Annotated in this window: 13 protein-coding genes and 8 pseudogenes; 14 read left to right on the top strand and 7 right to left on the bottom strand. The window is 59.4% G+C overall.

Annotated features, from left to right (window positions below):
* On the top strand, nucleotides 1-274 hold a 274-nt coding region (locus AC6CIG_RS29030; RefSeq protein WP_498324307.1), incomplete at its 5' end, for a hypothetical protein.
* A gap of 366 nt (nucleotides 275-640) precedes the next feature.
* Here AC6CIG_RS29030 and AC6CIG_RS29025 read toward each other — a convergent pair.
* Nucleotides 641-766: pseudogene (locus tag AC6CIG_RS29025) on the bottom strand (conjugal transfer protein TrbG); the annotation flags it as partial.
* 115 nt (nucleotides 767-881) lie between these two features.
* Between AC6CIG_RS29025 and AC6CIG_RS29020 the strand changes: the two are divergent.
* A complete protein-coding gene (locus AC6CIG_RS29020) occupies nucleotides 882-1,130 on the top strand; it encodes a hypothetical protein (RefSeq protein WP_498324306.1) in 249 nt (82 codons plus the stop codon).
* Nucleotides 1,131-1,177: 47 nt separating this feature from the next.
* On the top strand, nucleotides 1,178-1,966 hold the full coding sequence (locus tag AC6CIG_RS29015; RefSeq protein WP_498324305.1) for a DUF1194 domain-containing protein: 789 nt from the start codon (nucleotides 1,178-1,180) through the stop codon (nucleotides 1,964-1,966).
* A 460-nt stretch (nucleotides 1,967-2,426) separates the two neighbouring features.
* On the opposite strand, the gene AC6CIG_RS29010 is transcribed toward AC6CIG_RS29015, so the two are convergent.
* Nucleotides 2,427-5,654 carry a sensor domain-containing protein gene (locus tag AC6CIG_RS29010; protein WP_498324304.1) on the bottom strand — a complete coding sequence of 1,076 codons (3,228 nt, stop codon included), beginning with the start codon at nucleotides 5,652-5,654 and terminating at the stop codon, nucleotides 2,427-2,429.
* 587 nt (nucleotides 5,655-6,241) lie between these two features.
* On the opposite strand from AC6CIG_RS29010, the gene AC6CIG_RS29005 reads away from it, so the two are divergent.
* The 4 genes from AC6CIG_RS29005 to AC6CIG_RS28990 all read left to right on the top strand — a co-directional run bounded on the left by AC6CIG_RS29005 (nucleotide 6,242) and on the right by AC6CIG_RS28990 (nucleotide 10,191).
* The gene (locus tag AC6CIG_RS29005) at nucleotides 6,242-6,826 is read left to right on the top strand and encodes a LabA-like NYN domain-containing protein (protein WP_498324303.1); all 585 of its coding nucleotides are present in this window, start codon (nucleotides 6,242-6,244) and stop codon (nucleotides 6,824-6,826) included.
* A gap of 230 nt (nucleotides 6,827-7,056) precedes the next feature.
* Complete coding sequence (locus tag AC6CIG_RS29000; protein ID WP_498324310.1) at nucleotides 7,057-7,422, top strand: helix-turn-helix domain-containing protein; 366 nt, start codon at nucleotides 7,057-7,059, stop codon at nucleotides 7,420-7,422.
* Between the two features lie 293 nt (nucleotides 7,423-7,715).
* Nucleotides 7,716-9,953: a M10 family metallopeptidase C-terminal domain-containing protein gene (locus AC6CIG_RS28995; RefSeq protein WP_498324302.1), complete on the top strand. Its 2,238-nt coding sequence runs from the start codon at nucleotides 7,716-7,718 to the stop codon at nucleotides 9,951-9,953.
* 16 nt (nucleotides 9,954-9,969) lie between these two features.
* The gene (locus AC6CIG_RS28990) at nucleotides 9,970-10,191 is read left to right on the top strand and encodes a hypothetical protein (RefSeq protein ID WP_498324301.1); all 222 of its coding nucleotides are present in this window, start codon (nucleotides 9,970-9,972) and stop codon (nucleotides 10,189-10,191) included.
* A gap of 359 nt (nucleotides 10,192-10,550) precedes the next feature.
* On the opposite strand, the gene AC6CIG_RS28985 is transcribed toward AC6CIG_RS28990, so the two are convergent.
* Complete coding sequence (locus AC6CIG_RS28985) at nucleotides 10,551-11,093, bottom strand: DUF4269 domain-containing protein (RefSeq protein ID WP_498324300.1); 543 nt, start codon at nucleotides 11,091-11,093, stop codon at nucleotides 10,551-10,553.
* A 1,139-nt stretch (nucleotides 11,094-12,232) separates the two neighbouring features.
* Nucleotides 12,233-12,841, bottom strand: a pseudogene (locus AC6CIG_RS28980) (hydrolase).
* A 153-nt stretch (nucleotides 12,842-12,994) separates the two neighbouring features.
* Between AC6CIG_RS28980 and AC6CIG_RS28975 the strand changes: the two are divergent.
* Both AC6CIG_RS28975 and AC6CIG_RS28970 read left to right on the top strand, forming a co-directional pair.
* Nucleotides 12,995-13,833, top strand: a pseudogene (locus AC6CIG_RS28975) (LysR family transcriptional regulator).
* 127 nt (nucleotides 13,834-13,960) lie between these two features.
* The gene (locus AC6CIG_RS28970) at nucleotides 13,961-14,356 is read left to right on the top strand and encodes a response regulator (RefSeq protein WP_498324309.1); all 396 of its coding nucleotides are present in this window, start codon (nucleotides 13,961-13,963) and stop codon (nucleotides 14,354-14,356) included.
* Nucleotides 14,357-14,779: 423 nt separating this feature from the next.
* On the opposite strand, the gene AC6CIG_RS28965 is transcribed toward AC6CIG_RS28970, so the two are convergent.
* Nucleotides 14,780-14,887 (bottom strand): PAS domain-containing protein, encoded by a 108-nt coding sequence (locus AC6CIG_RS28965; protein WP_498324308.1) that lies wholly within the window; start codon nucleotides 14,885-14,887, stop codon nucleotides 14,780-14,782.
* Between the two features lie 1,306 nt (nucleotides 14,888-16,193).
* Between AC6CIG_RS28965 and AC6CIG_RS28960 the strand changes: the two genes are divergently transcribed.
* The 3 genes and pseudogenes from AC6CIG_RS28960 to AC6CIG_RS28950 form a co-directional block, all read left to right on the top strand.
* Nucleotides 16,194-16,841, top strand: a complete 648-nt coding sequence (locus tag AC6CIG_RS28960; RefSeq protein ID WP_498324299.1) for a carbonic anhydrase — start codon at nucleotides 16,194-16,196, stop codon at nucleotides 16,839-16,841.
* 58 nt (nucleotides 16,842-16,899) lie between these two features.
* Nucleotides 16,900-17,229 (top strand): annotated as a pseudogene (locus AC6CIG_RS28955) (sulfate transporter subunit); the annotation flags it as partial.
* Nucleotides 17,230-17,310: 81 nt separating this feature from the next.
* Nucleotides 17,311-17,467 (top strand): annotated as a pseudogene (locus AC6CIG_RS28950) (ATP-binding cassette domain-containing protein); the annotation flags it as partial.
* A gap of 3 nt (nucleotides 17,468-17,470) precedes the next feature.
* Here the strand turns inward: AC6CIG_RS28950 and AC6CIG_RS28945 are convergent.
* On the bottom strand, nucleotides 17,471-17,827 hold the full coding sequence (locus tag AC6CIG_RS28945; protein ID WP_498324298.1) for a response regulator: 357 nt from the start codon (nucleotides 17,825-17,827) through the stop codon (nucleotides 17,471-17,473).
* A gap of 15 nt (nucleotides 17,828-17,842) precedes the next feature.
* Nucleotides 17,843-18,836: pseudogene (locus AC6CIG_RS28940) on the bottom strand (sensor histidine kinase).
* Between the two features lie 304 nt (nucleotides 18,837-19,140).
* Here AC6CIG_RS28940 and AC6CIG_RS28935 point away from each other — a divergent pair.
* Both AC6CIG_RS28935 and AC6CIG_RS28930 read left to right on the top strand, forming a co-directional pair.
* A pseudogene (locus AC6CIG_RS28935) lies at nucleotides 19,141-19,305 on the top strand (NADP oxidoreductase); the annotation flags it as partial.
* A gap of 469 nt (nucleotides 19,306-19,774) precedes the next feature.
* Nucleotides 19,775-20,030 (top strand): annotated as a pseudogene (locus tag AC6CIG_RS28930) (histidine kinase); the annotation flags it as partial.

Below are 20,030 nucleotides of genomic sequence, written 5' to 3'. Positions count from 1 at the left end.
GCGTCCCGAAACACTGTTGGAATTTGCAAGCGGCCCAGCCGAGACAGTTGTAGCCGAAGCGCGTAATCTGGTGCGTATCCGCATGGACCATCGTTTCACCGTGCAGTCCGTGGAATTGCTCGGTGAAGCCGCTAACGAAAAGCTGCGGTCCGACCTGGAAGGAGCGATTGGCGACGCGTTTAGGGAGGCCATGCAGCAAGTGTTGGAGCAGAGCATTCATAAACTCCGAGCCATTGCCGAGAGTCAAAATGCCGACGGGCAACAAGTGAGCTGAACATCACCGGATATGAGCACTCGCTCGCTCATTGCGTGTGACGCTAATTTAACCGTGCGCCTCAGCAGTGTTCTGGCCTATGCGAAAGACCACGAACTCGGCCCGCCTTACCGAAGCGATGCCAAGCTCGCGGACTAGGCGGTCGTTCAGGATATTATCCTGGGTGACCAGAGTCGATCGCACGCGATGAAGAATGCTTGGTCCTCGGTTTGGCCCTCCGCGCTCCATTGCCCCATTAGTGCGCAGAAACACATCGATCGTGCCCGCTCATGTAAACGATCGGCATGTCTGGGGCGGTCTCGCGAGCAATACACTGCCCTGACGCGGAATCCAGTGTAAGCGACAAGCCGAGGCCGTTCAGGCGGCGTAGACGAAACGGATCCCGAACACCTGCTTGCCATCGGACGGAGCATGGTCGTTGAGCTCGAGGAAATAGATCCTCTTGCTGGTCACGACATTCATGTTGGTGGCGACGTTCTTTGCGATCGGCTTCCCCTCTCAGTGAGTTGAAGATATGCGGCCTTCGGCCGTGATTTCGGTGCAATACGGAGAGGTAGTTTTCTCTCTCAACATAGGGCAATCGTACCGAGCTAATGGGCTTGCCTCAATGACAGACGGTTCCCCCAATTTTGCCGCGAGCGACAAAATCGGCTCCCCCATCTGCCCTTCGGGCCAGCGCGATCATCGACCCAAGCCCATCACCTCGGGGCTCGGCCTCTGTTTTCAATCAGAGGAGCTGACGATGACCACTTACGAGTACATTGAGGAATTGCGGGCCGAGTTGACGCTCCAGGCGGATCATGATGTCGGCTGTTGTACTCGCTTGAAACAGCAACTGCGAAGCTACGCAGCCTGATTATCTTATGGTACCTTCATGTGAGAACATGATGAAAGTCTGATGCAATGCTCCGAGTGTTGGCGTTAATCCTTCTTCTCATCGGAAATCCGGCGGCCGCCGCGCCTCCCGACGTCGACGTTGAGCTCATGCTGGCAGTCGACATATCGGGCTCGATGGACATGATCGAGGCGCGGGTGCAGCGCTCCGGTTATGTGGAGGCGCTTCGACATCCCGATTTCGTTAATGCTGTTGAAGGTGGCCAGCATGGCCGCATCGCCATCGGCTATTTCGAATGGGCAGGGCTGGTGAATGAACCCTCCGTCGTCGGCTGGCATGTTATCGCGAGCGCGAGCGACGCAGAAGCCTTTGCCTCGAAAATCGAGGCTCGACCTCTCGGCACACGGCGTGCCACGTCCATTTCCAATGCGATTATTTTCGGCACAAAGCTCATCGAAACGAATGACTTTTCCGCCGCCCGCCGGATCCTCGACATCTCCGGAGATGGGCCAAACAATACCGGCCCGCCCGTTCGACCCGCACGCGCTGACGCTCTGGCCCGCGGAATCATCATCAACGGGCTTGCGATTCTCATCAGGCCCTCTGCCTCAATGAGTCCGCTTGATCAGTACTTTGCCGATTGCGTCATCGGCGGGCCAGGCTCCTTTGTCATTCCAGTGCACGAGCCGGAGGATTTTGCGATCGCCATTCGCCAGAAGCTCATTCTCGAGGTCAGCGGGTTTCCGCCGGCTCTGCCCATCCGTCCGGCGGCGGCGGCGACGCCCGCTGATTGCATGATGGGCGAAAAGCTGAGACCCGGTTTTCTGGACCGGGTGTATCCGGAACTGAATCGCTAAGAAATATCTGTCGCCCGGAATGGCTAGCGCAGGCGAACCAAGTTCGGCGAGATCTGCGAATGAGACTACCTTATTCTTCGCCGGACGCGAACAAGTCAGTCAGTGCCTCCGGGCTCCTTTTCAAGAAGAGTTTGTAGCAGCTCTCGCCTGCTGAAGATCCGGCCTTGCGCGAGTCCCAACAGGAGCGTTGCAGCCCTGACCCCATCGAGGCTGTCGAGATCAACGCCACGTTGAGCGCACCAGTCCTCCAACACCTCGCGCATGAGGAGAACGTCATCTACAAAACCGGGGTGTCTCGGCCCATCCAGATGTTCACCTCCCGAATCGCACATATAAGCGAGCGGCGCTCCCCGCCTTCAAGCGCGCGCGTCACCGCCTGTGCACCTGCAACTGTCGCAGGACAACGGGTCCAGCACAACTAACGCGCGCTGCGGACCCTTGCTGTGGCGTTAGTGAGTAGTCAATCCATTCGGCGGGCGTGGATGAGTTCGGACACCTGATCTGCAGAGAGAGGGCGGGCAAACAGGTATCCCTGCGCCTCGTCAAAACCTTCTGCGTTGACCGCGTCTAACTGGGTCTGGGTTTCCACCCCCTCCACCGTTGTCGTAATCCCCAAACTTCGTCCAATGCCCGCAACGGCCCTGACGATTGCAAGCGATTCCTTGCCGGTTGGCAAGTCGTTTATAAACTCGCGATCGACTTTGATCTTATCGAACGGGAAAGTCCTCAGGTAACTGAGAGAGGAGTAGCCGGTTCCAAAATCATCCATCGCGATTTTGGCACCGAGCTGCCTGAATTCCTGGAGGATATGCAGGTTCGTGTCACTTTCGTCGAGCAGGACGGATTCGGTTATTTCGAGTTGTAGACGTGAAGCTTCCAGCCCGGACTCTCGAAGAGCATCCCGCACAAGAGCGGCGAGTTGCCGATTGCGGAACTGCAATGGGGAGAGATTTACAGCCACGCTGATGTGCGACGGCCATTTAGCTGCTTCCCTGCACGCCTCGCGCAATGTCCACTCTCCGAGCGGAATGATGAGTCCCGTTTCCTCCGCAACTGGAATGAATTGTGCAGGAGAGATCAAACCTTTATCGGGATGTCTCCAACGCACGAGCGCCTCGCACGTCGTGATTTGCTTTGTGCCGAGATTTATCAGCGGCTGATAGAACAATTCCAGCTCGCCCTCGGCCAAGGCGCGTCGAAGTTCTTTTCTAATTTCCTGCTTGGCCCGCAGCTGGGCGTCCATTCCCGATTCAAATTGTCGATAGGTCCCGCGGCCACTTGCTTTTGCGCGGTAAAGAGCAATGTCGGCAGCCTTGATGAGCTCATCGACAGAGCGGCCATCCTTCGGCGCAAAGGCAAGCCCGACACTCACTCCTATCTCTACTTGCGTACCATCGAGATCATAGGGTGCTCCAACCAAATTTATGATGTGCTGTGCCAGAGTCGTTGCTTCTTTTTCGTCGTGGAGACCGGTTCTCAGGACTACAAACTCGTCTCCTCCCAGCCGAACAACAACGTCGCTCTCTTCCGCGCAGTCACGCAGACGTTCGGACACGTGACGTAACAACAGGTCCCCAGCCGGATGACCATAAGCGTCATTGACCGCCTTGAAGCCGTCGAGGTCGAGGTTAAGAATTGCTGTCTTGGCATTCTCATCAAGCTCGCCCAACAACCGTTCGAATGTTTCACGGAGGAACTGACGGTTTGGCAAGCCGGTCAAGGCGTCATGCCGGGCCATATGATGAATTTGCCTGTGCGCGAGTGAACGCTCCTGCTCCGCGTTCCGGTGTTCGGTTATGTCCCTGAAGAACAGTGACAGCCCCTCCGCCGTCGGCGCCGCATGCATTTCGAGCCAGATCCCACGTGGCTCCAGATAATCTTCGAAGCTTACGTCACTACAGTCCGCCATTGCCCTTCGGAACTCGATGGCAAATACCGAGTCTTCGTGCGCCGGAAAAGCCGACCACAAATCGAGGCCGATTGCATCCTGATCGAGAAGCAGCAGTCGCATGGCTTTGGTGTTGAGATAGCTGATCCGCCAGCTTCGATCGGTGACCAAGACGCTGTCCATCGTACTCTCGAGCACCTTTGACAGGCGTTCAGCCGTTTGTTCGGCAGAAAAGCGCGCAGCCTGCGCCTCGTCCCTCGCCTTCCGAGCATCGGTTACGTCACGCCAAATCGACAACATACGGATGGGTTCACCATGATTGCCGAGTACCGGCGCAGTTATCACGTCCATGTATCGTTGCGAACCGGCGCCGTCCTGTATAGCCGTTTCGACACGGGTCGTCCGCCCCTTCCGCACCTGCGCGTACACAGCCTCCGCCCTTGCCGCGTCCACCGCGGACACCAGATCTCGCCAACGAACATCGTCGAGGTTGGCGTTCTCATCGACTCCAAAGAGTTGCCTGCCTGCCCGATTCATAAGCAGCGGACGCCCATCAATGTCCAGCAGCCGAATGCAATCGGGTGTGCTTTCAAACACACTCCGGATTAGCGCTTCGCTCTCCTCCCTCGCAAGCTCAGCCTGCCGCCGATCGGTTATATCGAGGACACTGCCGACGTAACCCAGGAAGGCTCCGTCCGAGGTGAAGCGTGGTTGTCCGACGTCAATTACCCAGGCGTGGCCCCCGTCAGCGCGTCGAAGACGGTACTCGGTCCGCACCGGTGCCCGGAGCCGAGCTGCTTCGACGAAACTATTGTCTGTTTGCTCGCGGTCCTCAGGGTGAATGGCATCGATCCAACCGAGCCCCCGGGCTTGCTCCGCCGTCTGCCCTGTCATCTCCAGCCAGAGCCGACTATGGTAGATGCACGCACCGCTTTCATCAGTCACCCAGATCATCACGGGCGCGTCATCCGCAATGGCCCTGAAACGCGCCTCGCTTTCCTGGGCAGCCTCCAGCGCTCGGCGGCGCTCATCGACGTCTTCAGCGGTCCCGTACCAACGCATGATGCGACCGTCATCGTCCTTACGGGCGGCAGCGCGATTGCGAAACCAGCGATATCCCCCCGCCGCAGTCGACAGGCGGAACTCAACGTCCAGAGGATCCCCGGTTGCAAGTGATTTTGACCATTGCCGCTGCACGTCTCCAAGGTCGTCAGGGTGCATCGCCCTTGCCCAACCCGTCCCGAGCGCGTCAGCGGGATCAAAGCCGGTGATCTCCTTCCAGCGAGGTCCCACCTCCGTGACCTCCCCAGACGGGGAGGCGATCCAAGGAAGCTGCGGGTGCAACTCAACCAATGAACGATAATGCTCTTCGCTGGCGCGAAGCTTTGCCTCAGCTCGTTTGCGAGCCGTCACATCTAAAATCGTTGCCACGACGAGCTTCTGCGTTGAGGCGCCGCGGGGCAGTTCGGCGCGTCGCTTTTGCGTTACAAGGTTCCAGACGTTGCCATCCGGTGCATGGATTTCTTGCTCGAACAGGAATTCCTGTCCAGTGCTGAGAACTTGTTTATCCATGCCCCGAATACGGTCAGCCTCCGGCGCGGGCAGAATGTCATGGTCCGTGCCGCCGATCAGCTCGCTACGCGCTCTTCCAAGTAGTGCACAAGCCGCATCGTTCAGAAAGCGAAACCGGGAGTTCTCGTCTTTGACGATAATCGGCTGAGGGATCGCGTCGAGGATAGCTGAGAGCTCATCGTCGGCGCACATGGGCTGCTTTGATGATCCGAGTTGCGCTTTTTCCATGGTGTTTTATCCAATCAGACCCCGACAAGAAGATGGCGCACGGTGGCTTCGTGACATAAGAGCCGAAATTCGGCACACGAAGAGCAACATGGATCTTGTGGACGCTGTTTCAACTCGCTCTTACAGTAAGGATGAACAAAATCTGAGCATGCGCACGCTGGTACAAGCCGCGGCAAATCAGGAGGTCCCGTCAGCGCCCGCCGATCGGCGTGCCGCGCTTGCCCGTGGTCGCGCCGGGCATACCCCTTGACCGATCCCCATTGACCATCTCGAACAGCATCTCAGGCCACCACTGATACGCCGCAGCGGCAGCCAGACGGGTATCACGGCCGCTCTCGAGACATGCGCCGCGCCGACGGAATCCGCGATTTCTTCAGAATCGAGCGCGAGCAGCGAAGCGTTAACCGTCTAAGCTCAATTCAATTGCTCGACGCATCTCCAGATTGCCGAAAGGCCGGCGGCCTCTACTATCTATAGGATTCATCACCGGGCCCGTTGGTGCGCCGCGGCGGCGTCGATCTGCTTTCTGGCGATCGAGCGAGGCGAGCGGAGCGGAAGGCCAATCGACTGGAAGAAAGAAGGCACCCATGTTCGATCCGCGCGAGAAAATCGTACTTTTCATCGACGGCGCCAATCTCTTCGCTGCTTCGAAGAGCTTGGGATTTGATATCGATTACCGCAAGCTGTTGGAAGCTTTTCGCAAACGCGCATACCTCTTGCGCGCCTACTACTACACCGCAGTGATCGAAGATTTGGAATTTTCCTCGATCCGGCCGCTAATCGATTGGCTTGATTATAACGGCTACACCGTCGTCACCAAGCCGGCAAAGGAATTCCTCGACCCTCAGGGCCGTCGCAAGATCAAGGGGAACATGGATCTCGAATTAGCGATCGATGCGATGGAGCAAGCGCGGACGGCCGACCATTTGGTGATCTTTTCAGGGGACGGCGATTTCACGACGCTCGTCGATGTCTTGCAGCGAAGGGGCAGAAAGGTAACGGTCGTCTCAACTCTGTCGACGCAGCCGCCGATGATCGCTGACGATTTGCGCAGACAAGCGGATCAATTCATCGACCTTGTCAGTCTCCGCAGCGAGATCGACCGCCATCCGTCAGCACCTACGCCGCGAGCAGCAGCGCCGGCTGCGGACAGGGCCGACGTCGACGTTTAACGATGCGGGGACGCCCGCCGTTTGCGTCGCCTGTTCGACACACGCCACTCCAGCCGGGCATCAGGAGGTGGACCGGTGCGTTTTCGTAACCTCTCATCAAGAAATATCTGAAATACCCATACCGAGACGGTGCGAGGTTATGCACCATACGGATAGGGGGAAAATTTTTGAGCTCTTCAGAGGGAAGGCAGCCGAGCTACATCGACGTACAGGTCGGATCTCGGATCAAAATGCAGCGCGCAGTTCTCGGGATGAGTCAGACGCGACTTGCAGAGGCGCTAGGCATCACGTTCCAACAGGTCCAGAAATATGAGAAGGGGATCAACCGCGTTGGCGCCAGCCGATTGAGTCGCATAGCAGAGGTGCTTGGAGTCTCAATCTCGTTCTTCTTCGAAGACTCACGCCCGGCCGGAGCCGATGCAACACCATCAGGTACGGGCCATGACCTGATGTCCTTCCTGTCGACGCCCGAAGGATTTGAACTTAACCGTGCCTTCGCCAGAATTGCAGACGCCAGACTCCGCAGACGACTTGCGAGCCTGGTGACGGCGATCGCGACCACCGATATTTTCGAAGCGCCCGTCATCTACCCTTAGGAGACAATGAAATCAGACCCCTCGCATGGCCTTTGCACCCTCGCACCGTTCACCAACCAAATAGCGTTGGCCGACCAACCTGCAAATCAAGGTCGACGAAATCGAGCGGCGGTGCGGCCGCACGATTAGACTAGGCCAACCGGATAGTCCCGTCCACCGGATACATCGGCCACCAGGCCGAATGGATCTGGAGGATCGATGCAGTCTATATCAACGCCGCGCAGCATGCGGGCTCGCACGAGAGCTGGCCCCAGCTGCTGACCCGATCTTTGAATGCGACGGCCGGAGCGACCATGCCTGCAACGACGACCTATGCAACGACCGGTAACGCCTATATCGACGGTCTCCTCGGCGACTGGAAATGGGCGGTCAAGGATTTCACGTTCAGTTTCCCGACCAGCGCTTCATTTTACGGGGCCGGTTACGGCAATGGCGAGCCGCTGAAGGGCTTTGCGGTCTTGAACGCCGCACAGCAGGCCGCCACGCGAGCAGCCCTCGATCAGTTTTCCTCCGTCGCCAACGTCTCATTCACCGAGATCACGGAGAGTGCGACCAAGCACGCCGATCTCCGCCTCGCCTCGTCCGACGCACCGAGCACCGCCTGGGCCTATTTCCCCTCGACCGCGGCAGAAGGCGGCGACGCCTGGTTCAACAAATCATCCGGCCACTACAGCAGACCGGTCAAGGGAAACTACGCCTATGTGACATTCCTTCACGAGACCGGCCACGCGCTTGGACTGGAACACGCCCACGAGGGTAACGTCATGCCGGTGAACCGCGACTCGATGGAGTACACGGTGATGAGCTACCGTTCCTATGTCGGTGCCTCGACCACGGCCGGCTATACCAACGAGACCTGGGGATATGCGCAATCGCTGATGATGTACGATATCGCTGCCGTGCAGCATATGTACGGCGCGGATTTCACCACCCACAGCGGAAATACGACATATCGCTGGAGCCCGACGTCGGGCGAGATGTTCACCAATGGGATCGGTCAGGGTGCCCCTGGCGGCAACAAGATCCTGCTTACGGTATGGGACGGCGGCGGAACGGACACCTACGATTTTTCCAACTACGCGACTGCACTGAAGGTCGATCTCCGCCCGGGCGAATGGACGACCACCTCGGCCGCGCAGTTGGCGAAGCTGCACTACGACGGTTCGAAGGTGGCGATCGGCAATATTGCCAACGCGCTACAGTTTCAGGGGGACACGCGCTCGCTCATCGAGAACGCGAAGGGTGGCGCAGCCGGCGACACGATCACCGGCAACGGTGCCGCAAATGTTCTTTGGGGTAACGGCGGCAATGACAGGCTTGCCGGCGGCGACGGAAACGACAATCTTGTCGGCGGTGCGGGCGCCGACCGGCTCGACGGTGGCAGCGGCACCGATCTGGCGAGCTACTACAATGCCGCGGCTGGCGTCGTTGCCGACCTCTATTCGCCCGGTTCCAACAGAGGGGAAGCAGCCGGAGACACCTATGTGTCCGTCGAGCGGCTATACGGTTCTGCCTTCGGCGACACTCTGGCCGGAGATAAGGTAGCAAACCTTCTGAACGGGCTTTCGGGCAACGACGTTCTTCACGGGCGTGCCGGCAACGACACCCTGATCGGCGGAGCCGGAAATGATAATCTTGTCGGTGGCGCCGGCGCCGACCGGCTCGACGGCGGTGATGGCAGCGATCTGGCGAATTACTACAATGCCGCAGCCGGCGTGGTCGCCGACCTCTATTCCCCCGGGACCAACAAAGGGGAAGCCGCCGGGGACACCTATTTGTCGATCGAGCGGCTCTACGGTTCAGCGTTCAACGACACGCTGCGCGGGGACAATCGCGTAAACCTCCTGAGCGGCCTTGCGGGGAACGACGTGTTTTTCGGGCGGGGGGGCAACGACAACCTGATCGGCGGCGAAGGAAACGATAATCTCGTCGGAGGCGCCGGCGCCGACCGGCTCGACGGCGGCAATGGCACCGATCTGGCGAACTACTACGATGCCGCTGCGGGCGTAGTCGTTGATCTCTATTCCCCCGGATCCAACACCGGCGAAGCGACCGGTGACACCTATGCGTCCGTCGAGCGGCTCTATGGCTCATCATTCAACGACAGTTTGCGCGGCGACAATCTCGCAAATCTTCTGAACGGCCTTGCAGGTAACGACGTGCTCAACGGGCGCGGTAGCAACGACACCCTCATCGGCGGGGACGGCGCCGACCGGTTGATTGGCGGCGGCGGCTCAGACACTTTCGTCTTCCAAGCGACGACGCAATCGCGACCAGCTGCGAGGGACGCCATCGATGATTTTGCGCGGGGCGTCGATCGGATCGATTTGCGCTCCATTGATGCCAATACAAGCGCCAGTGGAGATCAGGCATTTCTCTTCATCGGCGGCAATGCCTTCCACGGCAAAGCAGGTGAACTTAACTTCAGGAGTGGGATAGTCTCAGGCGACGTCAACGGCGACGGCCTTGCAGATTTCCAGATCAAGGTGATGAATCTTTCGGTTCTTTCCGGAAGCGATTTCCTGCTTTGAGGAGGCTGGAAAAGCCATGAGCGAATGGATCGATTTTGAGCGCTGGCCAGACTGCAAGAGCATGAAGCGGCCCGGGATCGTCTTCGAGGTCACCAGCGGAGATCAGACGCTGCTCTCTGATTGCGTCGTGCCGCTGCCGTTGCCGTCTAACTGGATAGTTCATCCTCTGCGCTTTCGCGCCGTACCGCAGCCTCGGCCTCGGCATTCCTCGCCGATACCTGAGCCGGTAGATCGATAACTGGGCATACGTCACTTCGCAGTCCAGCACCATCTCGACCGGGTTCATCACCATGGTGCGAAGCCGCAAGAACACCCGCTCGCGAACGGCTATGCGGTGCTCCCGTGGCCTGTCTCTCCCGGCGTCCAGCCTTGGCGAACCAGATCAGCCCAAAGTATGCGACCACAGATAACTCAGTCGCCTGGTGCGCCGCGAGTGTGCCGACCGGCTACTGATCCGGGCCCACCGGTACTGCAAACATGTCCGAACTGCCGCATCTATAATGTCTGCGCGCATGAATGCGAGCCGGCTGAAACAGGGAATTCTCTCGCGGCGGCGAGATCGTCATCGCTCCCGTCTCAGTAAGCCGATGGGATACGTCAATGCGAATCGCCCGCCAGTCCGGCTCCCGCAAAAAGTTCAGCCAGTTGACTGTCGCTCACGTCTTCCAGCCTGAGAAGTGCCTCATACGGATCGCCCGTCAAGTTGAGGATCATAGCAAAAGCCCGTTCGGTTTTTATGCCGCTCTGTTTCATCCTTCGTACCGAAGTGCGAAGACGATCACCACCGAGACATAGAAGCCGCTTCTCGATCTCATAATGGCGAACGGCCAGCTGCTGCCGCAGTGGAACTGAGCTACCATAGATTTCGACCTCCCAACCAAAGGCGCGAAACCGCGCGACGACAGGCCTCTCTTTCGTAGTCCGTTGCCAAATCCTGAACTCGCCAGCGGCCTCGAACTCGCTCCACATAGTCTCGGCAAAGATGGCGGGCTCTGCGAATGAGCAAACGACATCGATCTCGGCATCGTCTATGTCGATCCCGAGCGGAGGTGACCCGGCCAGCTGCCAATTCCATTGCTGGAGTCGGCGGCCCAGTTGCAACTGCTCAACCGCTTCGTAATACCGCAGTCGGTGTGTCATTCCGGATATCCATCGCCCAATAAAAGATTATTGATGCGTGTGCAGAGCGGCGTCTCTCCGCATTCCGCATATGCCCACTGCTGCAAGAACGTTCGGACTGGACCACTCACATGGAATCAGTATTGCGCGTATACGAGGGTAAGTTGTGCATCTCGCAAAAGCCAGAGAGATGCCGTCAAGGACAGGCACGGAGCCGGTTGGCGCGCGCTCGCTAGGCGGGGGCTCCGGATGTTGCTGATCACGACGGTCGAATGTCGCGGATCGCTCGAAGCTCAGCACCGGCTGCAGCAGCGGCTGATGAACGTCGATCAGACGCGGTTCGGGCGCTTCACGAACAAAAAGTCTGCGGGCGGTGCAGATAGCGGTGAAAGCCTGGCGTCATCCAGTCGGCCCTTGAGGTCCTCAATGGCGACTGGATGACGCCGGTTCTTCCACCCGCCAAATCGCTCGGTAACATCAATGAGGCAATGCGAGCACCATTCCTTATCGCACCTCATTCAGCGTCGTTTCTGAGCAGCTTCACAGTACGCCAAGGCGATCGTTGACTCAGATTGCTATCCGTAAGCTGGCGCGCAAGGGTTCTCGCCACCTGAGCTTCAGGCCGATATCTCCGGATCAGACAAGTTTTTCGCCGGACCCTGTCAGCTTGAGTGACCGCGAAGCTGGATCATGAGCAACGATCTAAGCATCCCCGACAGACATTTCACATGATCCAACGCGCCTTGCAGTGCATTCTCTCTCGTCGCAACATCCCGGCGCCGAGAGGAGGGACATCTTCGCATTCCCCGAACAATCCGGGCGCCTCTCACGGGCTCACGGCGGTTCCCGACGATACATTATACAGCACAGAACGTGAGCATGCCGTGTCAAGTAGCAGACAGGCTGAGAACGACTGCCCTCGATCCCATTGCAGTCAGACGAGCCTGATCGCGCTACGGCGCAAATCGACCGGTTGCGAAAGCTCGTGGTTACGAGCCGGAATTTCCGGTTATGACCCAACCGAGACCTCGAACTTGGCGTCCAACGGATGGGGATGACGAGCCTAGATAAGCAATACATCGCTTCGTTCATTGTTCTCGTCATCCCCGCTCAAATCAGCCTGCGTTGCTCGGCACTGGCGTGTTGCGCAGTTGCTGCTCTCACAGGTACGCGATGCCGCTACCCGCGGCATGCTGCTTGAGCACGTCGGTCAACTCTGCGGCGTGCTCGGTCCGGGCCCAGTCGCGCTGCCATTCCGCCGCCAGCGCCAGCCAGGTCATCATGTTTGCGCCGGCCGCGATCATGCGCTGGATGGCGACCTCGTGAGCCTCTACCGAAACAGCGCCCGAGGCGTCGGCGATGACCGTCACGTCCCAGCCTTCGCCAAGGGCCTGGATCACCGGCATCGCGACGCATATCTCGGTCCACAGGCCAGCAATGATCAGCTGCTTGCGCCCCGTCGACTTGACCGCGTCCACCACCTTCTTGTCTTCCCAGGTGTTGATGGATGTACGGTCGATCACCTCTTAGCCCGGGAACACGTCGGTGATTTGCGGGAAAATGAGGCCGCCACGGTCAGCGATCACGCTGATCAGAATGGTGGGGACGCTGAAGGCTCTGGCGGCCTTCGCGAGAGCCGTCGCATTGTTGACCACCATCTGTGGATCGTGGCTGTTAAGGTTCGCGAGCTGGTAAGGCTGGTGGTCGATCAGTACCAGCACGGAGTCTTCGGGACGAAGAAGCGAAGCAAGGCCGTTACGAAAGTTCATGGATAATCCTCTGCTGCCGTTTGTGTGAGATCGGTTACTGGCAGACATGCGCCGACAGCGGCGCGCCGCCTGCGACGCGAACACTGTCATTCGCGGTTGCGATACGGTAGCCTCGCTTTGTGCCAAGTTGTGTCGCGGGATGGGGAACGCTAAGTGGGTATCGAGGAACTGCGGACATTGTGGAAGTGGCTGAGGCCGGGGGTGTTTCGCCCGCCGCCCGGCGTCTCGGCGTCTCCAAGTCAATGGTCAGTCGGCGGCTCTTCCGGCTTGAAGCGGAACTTAGCGTCCAGCTTCTTGAACGAACGACCCGCGGCGCGGCACTCACAGAAGCCGGGATAACGTTTCGGGACCATGCAGCAAGGGTCTGCGCCGAGATCGACCAGGCTAGGGAAACGATCCTACCCGCCGGTGACCTTTGCGGCCGCTTGCGAATTGCCGTGCCGCTCTCCTTTGGCCCGACCCACTTCGCCCCCGTGCTCGCGGACATGGCGCGACGTCACCCGCAGCTCCACATCCATGCTTCCTACAGCGACCGTTTCGTTGATCTCGTCTCGGAAGGTTTTGATTGCGCCATCCAGGTAGGCTATCTGCAGGACTCCAATATGATCGCAAAACGCGTCGGGCCACTTTACGGGAGGCTGGTCGCAAGCCCGGAGTATATCAGCAGGCATGGTTTCCCCGAGACGCCGGAGGCGCTCATCACCCACCAGGCCCTGATGCAAGGAACGGAAGCCTGGCAATTCATGGATGGCGACGAGATCATTACGGTTCATCCACGGGGACGGTTCAAGGCCGACCACGCACTGGCTCTCGCCGCCGGCGCGTTGGTTCCGGTCATGACACGCTATCCCCCGCCTCCGGCAGGCATATATGTTATCCGCCCGCCGGGGCAGCATCCCGCAAGAAAGATACGTGTCCTTACCGAAATGCTGATCGAATGTTTCGAACATAGTGCGGCACCCGTGACGCAGGCCGGTAAGTCACGAACGTGATTGGTCGCAGCTGCGGCCCGAACACCGGTCTCGAGGAAACTGAGCAAGGCGCCGAATCCAGTCACATTTGAGGGAACCGTTTGCCATGCTGCGCGTTCACGGGAACCATATTCTCGGGGGACATGCATTGGAATCGGTCACCATATTGCTCGCAGAAGACGAGACTCTCCTGCTGTTGGACTTCGAAGACGGCCTTAAGGAGGCCGGGTTCATGGTTCTGGCGGTGACGAGCGGCAAGAAAGCAATCGAGCACTTGAAAGCCGCAGAGTCCGCCATCGTCGGAATAGTGACGGACATCCGCTTCGCTGAATCCCCAACCGGTTGGGATGTCGCCCGCATTGCAAGGGAGATCGACCCTGAGATGCCGGTCGTCTACATCAGTGGGGACAGTGCTCCCGATTGGGCCTCTCAAGGCGTTCCTAAGAGTATCATGATCGAAAAACCCTTCGTCATGTCACAATTGATCGTCGCAATTTCGCAGTTGCTAAATGACAGGACGGCAGGAGACGCAGCTTTGGAATGACGGGGCTAATCCCTTACGGTGAAGGCTCTCGCCTCTGTCCTCGTGTCTCTGTTCCCTTGGTGTCCGAGTATCGACCTCCAGGTACATCGGAGTCTCCGCGCAACCACCACCACGTCCTTGCGCCGACGTATCGTCCCCACACCGCCACCCCAGCGTTTTCGAACATCTCGCGAAACCTGGTGTCGCTCTCGCGAACACGTCGCTCGGAGGCCCTGAGCTCACTGATGTCGACCAGCATGTTCACCGCCCCGACGAATTCACCAGATCGAAGAGTGGCGTGGGAAAGGGGACAAATGGCACCCGGGTTCCGTCGGGACGCTCGGCGACGGCCTGGTATCCGCGCACGGGCACCCGCTGCTTCAGAGTCATGGCCATCGGACATTCGTCATGCGGCAGCGGCTTGCCGGCTGGCCAATAGAGCTTTCAGGAACCACAGAATTCGCTTGTGCCGAGTTCGGGACGCACGCCCCACAGCTCCGCAGCGGCTTCGTTGAAAAAGGTAATCCGCCCATCAGCGTCCGTCGTGTAGATGGCTGCCGGGAGTACCTTTAGTACCTCTTCGGCAAAACGCCATGCTGTCTGCGCGCGCGTGTGTCCGGTAGAGCAAGTCGCGCGTGGCGGTATCTGAGGTATCGATCACCGGCGCGGAGGGGCTCACCGCGCCGAGTTCAGATCCACCATCCAGTCTGCGTCCTTTTCCCGTCTTCGTGGCCGCCTCCCATTGGGGATTACATCGGTGCGCGACGCACTCGGTCCCGGCTCCGAGGCACCGACTGGCCGGCTACCACATTAGCAACTTGCCTGGGCAAACACAAACGAAGTTCGGGCGAAGATGTACACTGACTTGGAACAGTCAGCGCCATACCGAAGCCGATGAAACGAGGAACGAAGCTCCGACGGTGCGGTTGCGCCGCCACATGCCGGCGGCATGTCCGCTCCGCTTCAGGGGACAACGAAGTTCCCGTCGCGATGGCGGCGGCGAACCATTGATCCGCAGAAGCCGGGCGCGTCTAGGCTGAAGGCAGAATGACTACGGCCCGCGCTCCTCTTTTCACGCCATCGTCAAAGAACAATCTACCTGCCTGCGTCTTGACGAGGCTTCGGCAGATTGCGCCGCTCCCCCGCCAATGTCCAATGGCGGCGGCGACGCGACCTCAACGCACGACGTATACCACGAGGAAGGCGGAAACACGGGCGTTGAGCAAACGCCGTGACGGTTAGAGCGCCCAGAGCGATATTTCGCAGCCTTGGACTCTGCAGCATAAGTGTGCCGGCTGCCAGGTCGGGACTGACGAGTGAGATCGGCAAGCGTCCGGCGCCGACTGCCAACGCACCGTGCGCGGAGATTCCTTCGGATCTACGGCAGACTATCGGGTCTGAACTTGCGCCTACAGCTTTCTTGCGAGGAGCTAAAACGCTGCGGCGCAGCACGTCAGCGCTGCCTCCCGTTTCTCCAGCGCTTCACCGCCCGCAGGCGTTTACGCATGCGGCTCCCTTCAAGATAACGCGTCCTTAAAGCGCACTGCATGGCCGCTTAGCGCTACCTTTGCCGGGCGAAGGCGAGATTTCTCTATCTGACCTCTGGCTTTATGCCGCCCCTGCGGCGGCATGGGCGCAGTATCGACACCCAACAGCTGATGGGAATATGCAAATGCGCCGCCCTTAAGCATCCCAGCCAGAGCGCAAGGTAGCACCAACGTGAAAATGGTTCGTAAGCGCGCTTCGCTCTTCCAAGCGCTCCAGGCCACCGTTACATTTCGGCGTATCATGGCTCCTGCAGCGCCGTGCGTCTTTTTTTGACAGCGGCAGGAGCGATCAAGATGACGCGGGGTTACCGATGGACATACAAGGCTTTCCGGAACATCTTCTGACCGGCTACCGCAATTTCATGAGCGGTCGCTTCAACGAACAGCAGCAGCGCTACAAAACGCTCGCCGAGAGCGGTCAGAAACCGAAGACGATGGTCATCGCCTGTTGCGACTCCCGCGCTGCACCCGAAACGATCTTCGATTCCGGCCCGGGAGAGCTCTTCGTCGTGCGCAACGTCGCCAACATGGTGCCGCCTTACGAGCCCGACGGGCACTATCACTCGACCTCGGCGGCGCTCGAATTCGCGGTCCAGTCGCTGCGTGTCACCAATATCGTCGTGATGGGGCACGGCCGCTGCGGCGGTATCAAGGCGGCCCTCGACCCAGACGCCGAGCCCCTCTCCCCGGGCGATTTCATCGGCCGCTGGATGAACCTCCTGAAACCGGCCGCCGAGCACATCCAGGGCAACGACGTCATGACGCCGGCGGAGCGCCAGCGGGCGCTGGAACGCGTATCGATCCGCAATTCCATCGCCAATCTCCGGACGTTCCCGTGCGTGAACATTCTCGAATCGAAGGGAAAACTGCATCTGTACGGTGCCTGGTTCGACATCTCGACCGGCGAGCTCTGGGTGATGGACCCCAAGACCGGTGATTTCGCCCGGCCGCGGATGTGAAGCTGCTTCCAGCCGCGCTATCTCCTTTGCCAGTGAGCAGATTGCCCCCACGCCCTAGCTCGGCCCGGACAATTTCGAGATCATCACGCCATCGACTTCGACCAAGGCCGAACAGCCGGTGGCGCTCATAGGCGGCGGCCAATAGCAAGGGCACCCGAAAGGTGGCGGAGGCCTACCTCGACTTATCTCTCCAGCGACCTGGGCCAGAAGGTCGTCGCCAAACACTATTATCGCCGTTCAAGTCCAAGGCAGTGGACCCAATGAGCTCGCGCGCTTCGCCGATCCCAAACTGATCACCATTGACGAGTTGGGCGGGTGGAAGGGAGCTCAGGCGAGGTTCTTCGGCGCTGGCGGTGTTCTCGACCAGATCTACAAGCCGAGGCGCTAGTCCGGCGGTGCTGGGCAGCGGAATTTGGCCTTGCCACAATGACGAAATCAACGCCGCCCGGAGATTGAAGGCGCACGCAGCATGGAAGTTCGTGTCGAGAACTTACGCAAGGAATTCGGCCGCTTCCCGGCACTCGTCGACGTCACACTCGACATCCGCTCCGGCGAACTGATCGCGCTGCTCGGCCCCCTCCGACTCCGGAAAGACGACGTTGGTCAGACTAAGTGCGGGACTCGAAGGCTCAGGAGCGGACCAGTTCATCCAAAACGGCCAGCAGGCGACGCTCTTCGGTCGGCTTGCCGACATTGGGCGCTCCGGCCAGGATTTCTCCGCCGATAAGCTCCGGGCTGCTATAGGCGCTTGCCACGACGAACGGTATGTTCCGCTCGCGCAGAGCCTCGGCCAGCCGCGTTACGGAACCGTCCCTGAGGGTAACGTCAAGAATTGCCACAGCCGGCAATTCGCGAGCCAAAAGTTCAAGCGCTTCCTTCACCGTTGCGGCAGTTCCGAGCACGCACCAGCCGTGTCGCTCGAGCAGCAGCTGTAAATCCATCGCGATGAGGAACTCGTCGTCCACGACAAGCACGGTCTTATGCATGCGACCAGCCTCGATTTATGAGACCGATCCTAACGGTGCGACGATCTCGACAACCAAACCGGCAGGTGCATAGTTCAGTTCCACCCGTCCTGCCAATTCGCGACTGACAGCGAACTCGATAAGACGCGTGCCGAAACCGGAGGAGGACGGCGCAGTTACCGAAGGGCCGCCGCTCTCTTCCCACACGAGCCGTACACTCGGAGCACTTGCTTCCTCAACCTCCCAGCGGACGCGAACCTGTCCAGAGGGTGTTGAAAGCGCGCCATACTTGATCGCATTGGTCGCGAGCTCGTGAACAATCAGGCTCAGCGGCATGATCTGCTTCGACGCAAGCGATACGCTCTGCCCTGGCTCGACGAGAACTCCGAGCGATCCTTCTGAATAGGGCGCGAGCGATCGCTGAAGTACCTCTCGGAGGTCAGCCTCGCCCTCTTCCGCGTAAGCCGCATCATAAGCCTGCACCAGCGCATTGAACCGACCGAGGAAGGCGTCGCGGTATTCCTCGCCCGTTCGATCCGAGGCCTTGGTCTGGCGCGCAATGGCCTGCACCAAGCCGAGCAGTTTCTTCATGCGATGCCGGAGCTCACCCAAGAGCACATCTTTCTCGGCCTCGAGCAGTCGTCGCTCCGTGGCGTCCACGATCGAGAGTAGCAAGGTGCGGCTGTTGTTGTCGGGATGGAACAACCGGTGCGCACTGACGAGCATCGTTCTCCGGCCAATGCTCGGAAGGTCATGCTCGACAGTCCACGACCGCCGTGCTCCTCGGGATCACCTCTTCGAGCAGACGGCGCAGCTCAGGAATGTCCCATTGCCCGTTGCCCAGTTCATAGAGGTGCTGCCCGATTGTCTCGTCACGGTCGACGTTGAAAGTCGCAAAAAATGCCCGACTGGCGGATCGGACGCACAGGTTCCGGTCAAGCACAAGGAGAGGATCGGGGACCGTGTCGATGATTCCTTGCGCTTCGATATGACCGTTCCGCAAAAGCCGGTAAAGGTCTTCAAGGTTCATGCTTCTGCCCCTCGCGCTGCGCCGTCTCGGAAAGATACTACAGCTCGTAGTGCGCGCGCAAAGGGCCTTGTTTCACGACGCGAGCGCCCGGCACCAGGCTTGGGAAGACTTCCCTGGAGAGACGGCCGTTGAATTCGGCCGGCTTGAACAGCGGTCACACGATCGGACTGGTTGCATCGCTCACGATACGACCTGCCCACCTCCGGAAGACAAGACAATGCCTCGGGAAGTTCGACCATAGGACTGCGATGACGACATCGCCTTTGCCGCCTTTTGATCTCGGGCGACCACACGCCGAAGGTAGCTGTTCTACTCTCGCGACGAACCCAGATCTAAGGCCAAGGTCGGCTTTCGTGTGACCAAGCTCGGCTCCGCGGGAATCGACCTTGGACCGATCGCGATCGACGCAAGGCTCGTGCGGTTCCCTGGCGTACCGCTGCCGGCGCTCAACCTGGTAAAGTTCGGTTAAATATCATTCGGCCGGCAGGTTGGCCGACAGCCGAACCAGCTAAAGGCGCCCAGTCGGGCGGCGTAAATCGCTGCGCTTTGCTGAGCACAGAGCGGGACCGTCCGCAAGCTCGTCAATGGAGCGCTCCCTGCCTACGTTCGAGCCCCCTCGTGGTCGTTCGTGACTCATCCCTCTCAAGCGAGCGGCTTCAAAGTCATCACTCCGTTGTGGGAGGGGGGCCGTGGCGTCAGATGCTTGCCGTGATCGACAACAGCGGTAACGAAGGGTCCATTGCTCTGCATCGCCGCCTCGGCTTCGAGAAGGCCGGGTCTTGAGCTCGGTGGCGTCAAGCTGAGCCTGTGGTGGACAACCGTGCTGATGCAGCGCCCGTTCGGCGAGGGTAATCAAAGACTTTCGGCGGCACACTGGAGAACCATGTGGCTTGATCTCACGATGGACAACATATGTCGATCGGGCGTGCACCGCCCTCCCGGTGTTCCGCTGGCATAATCTGAAGGGAATTCTGTCGCCGTTCAACGGGGCGACTACTCCCCGCGATTACTCGCCGTGTGGCATTACGCTCGACCGCAGCGCGCCAACACTGGCGATCCATCCGGAACGCGTCTATAACTGGATACCAGCGGGCTTGTCGCTGCCAGAGGTTTTGCTCGTTCCCCTATATATAGGACGGACGGAGCCACTCGGGACCCTTTGGGTCGTCGCCAACAGGATCGGGTATTTCCACT

It is taken from the genome of Sinorhizobium sp. GQ132 (assembly GCF_059758575.1).
Note: the sequence above shows the minus strand (reverse complement) of the source record. Positions and strands in the feature narration are given on the sequence as shown.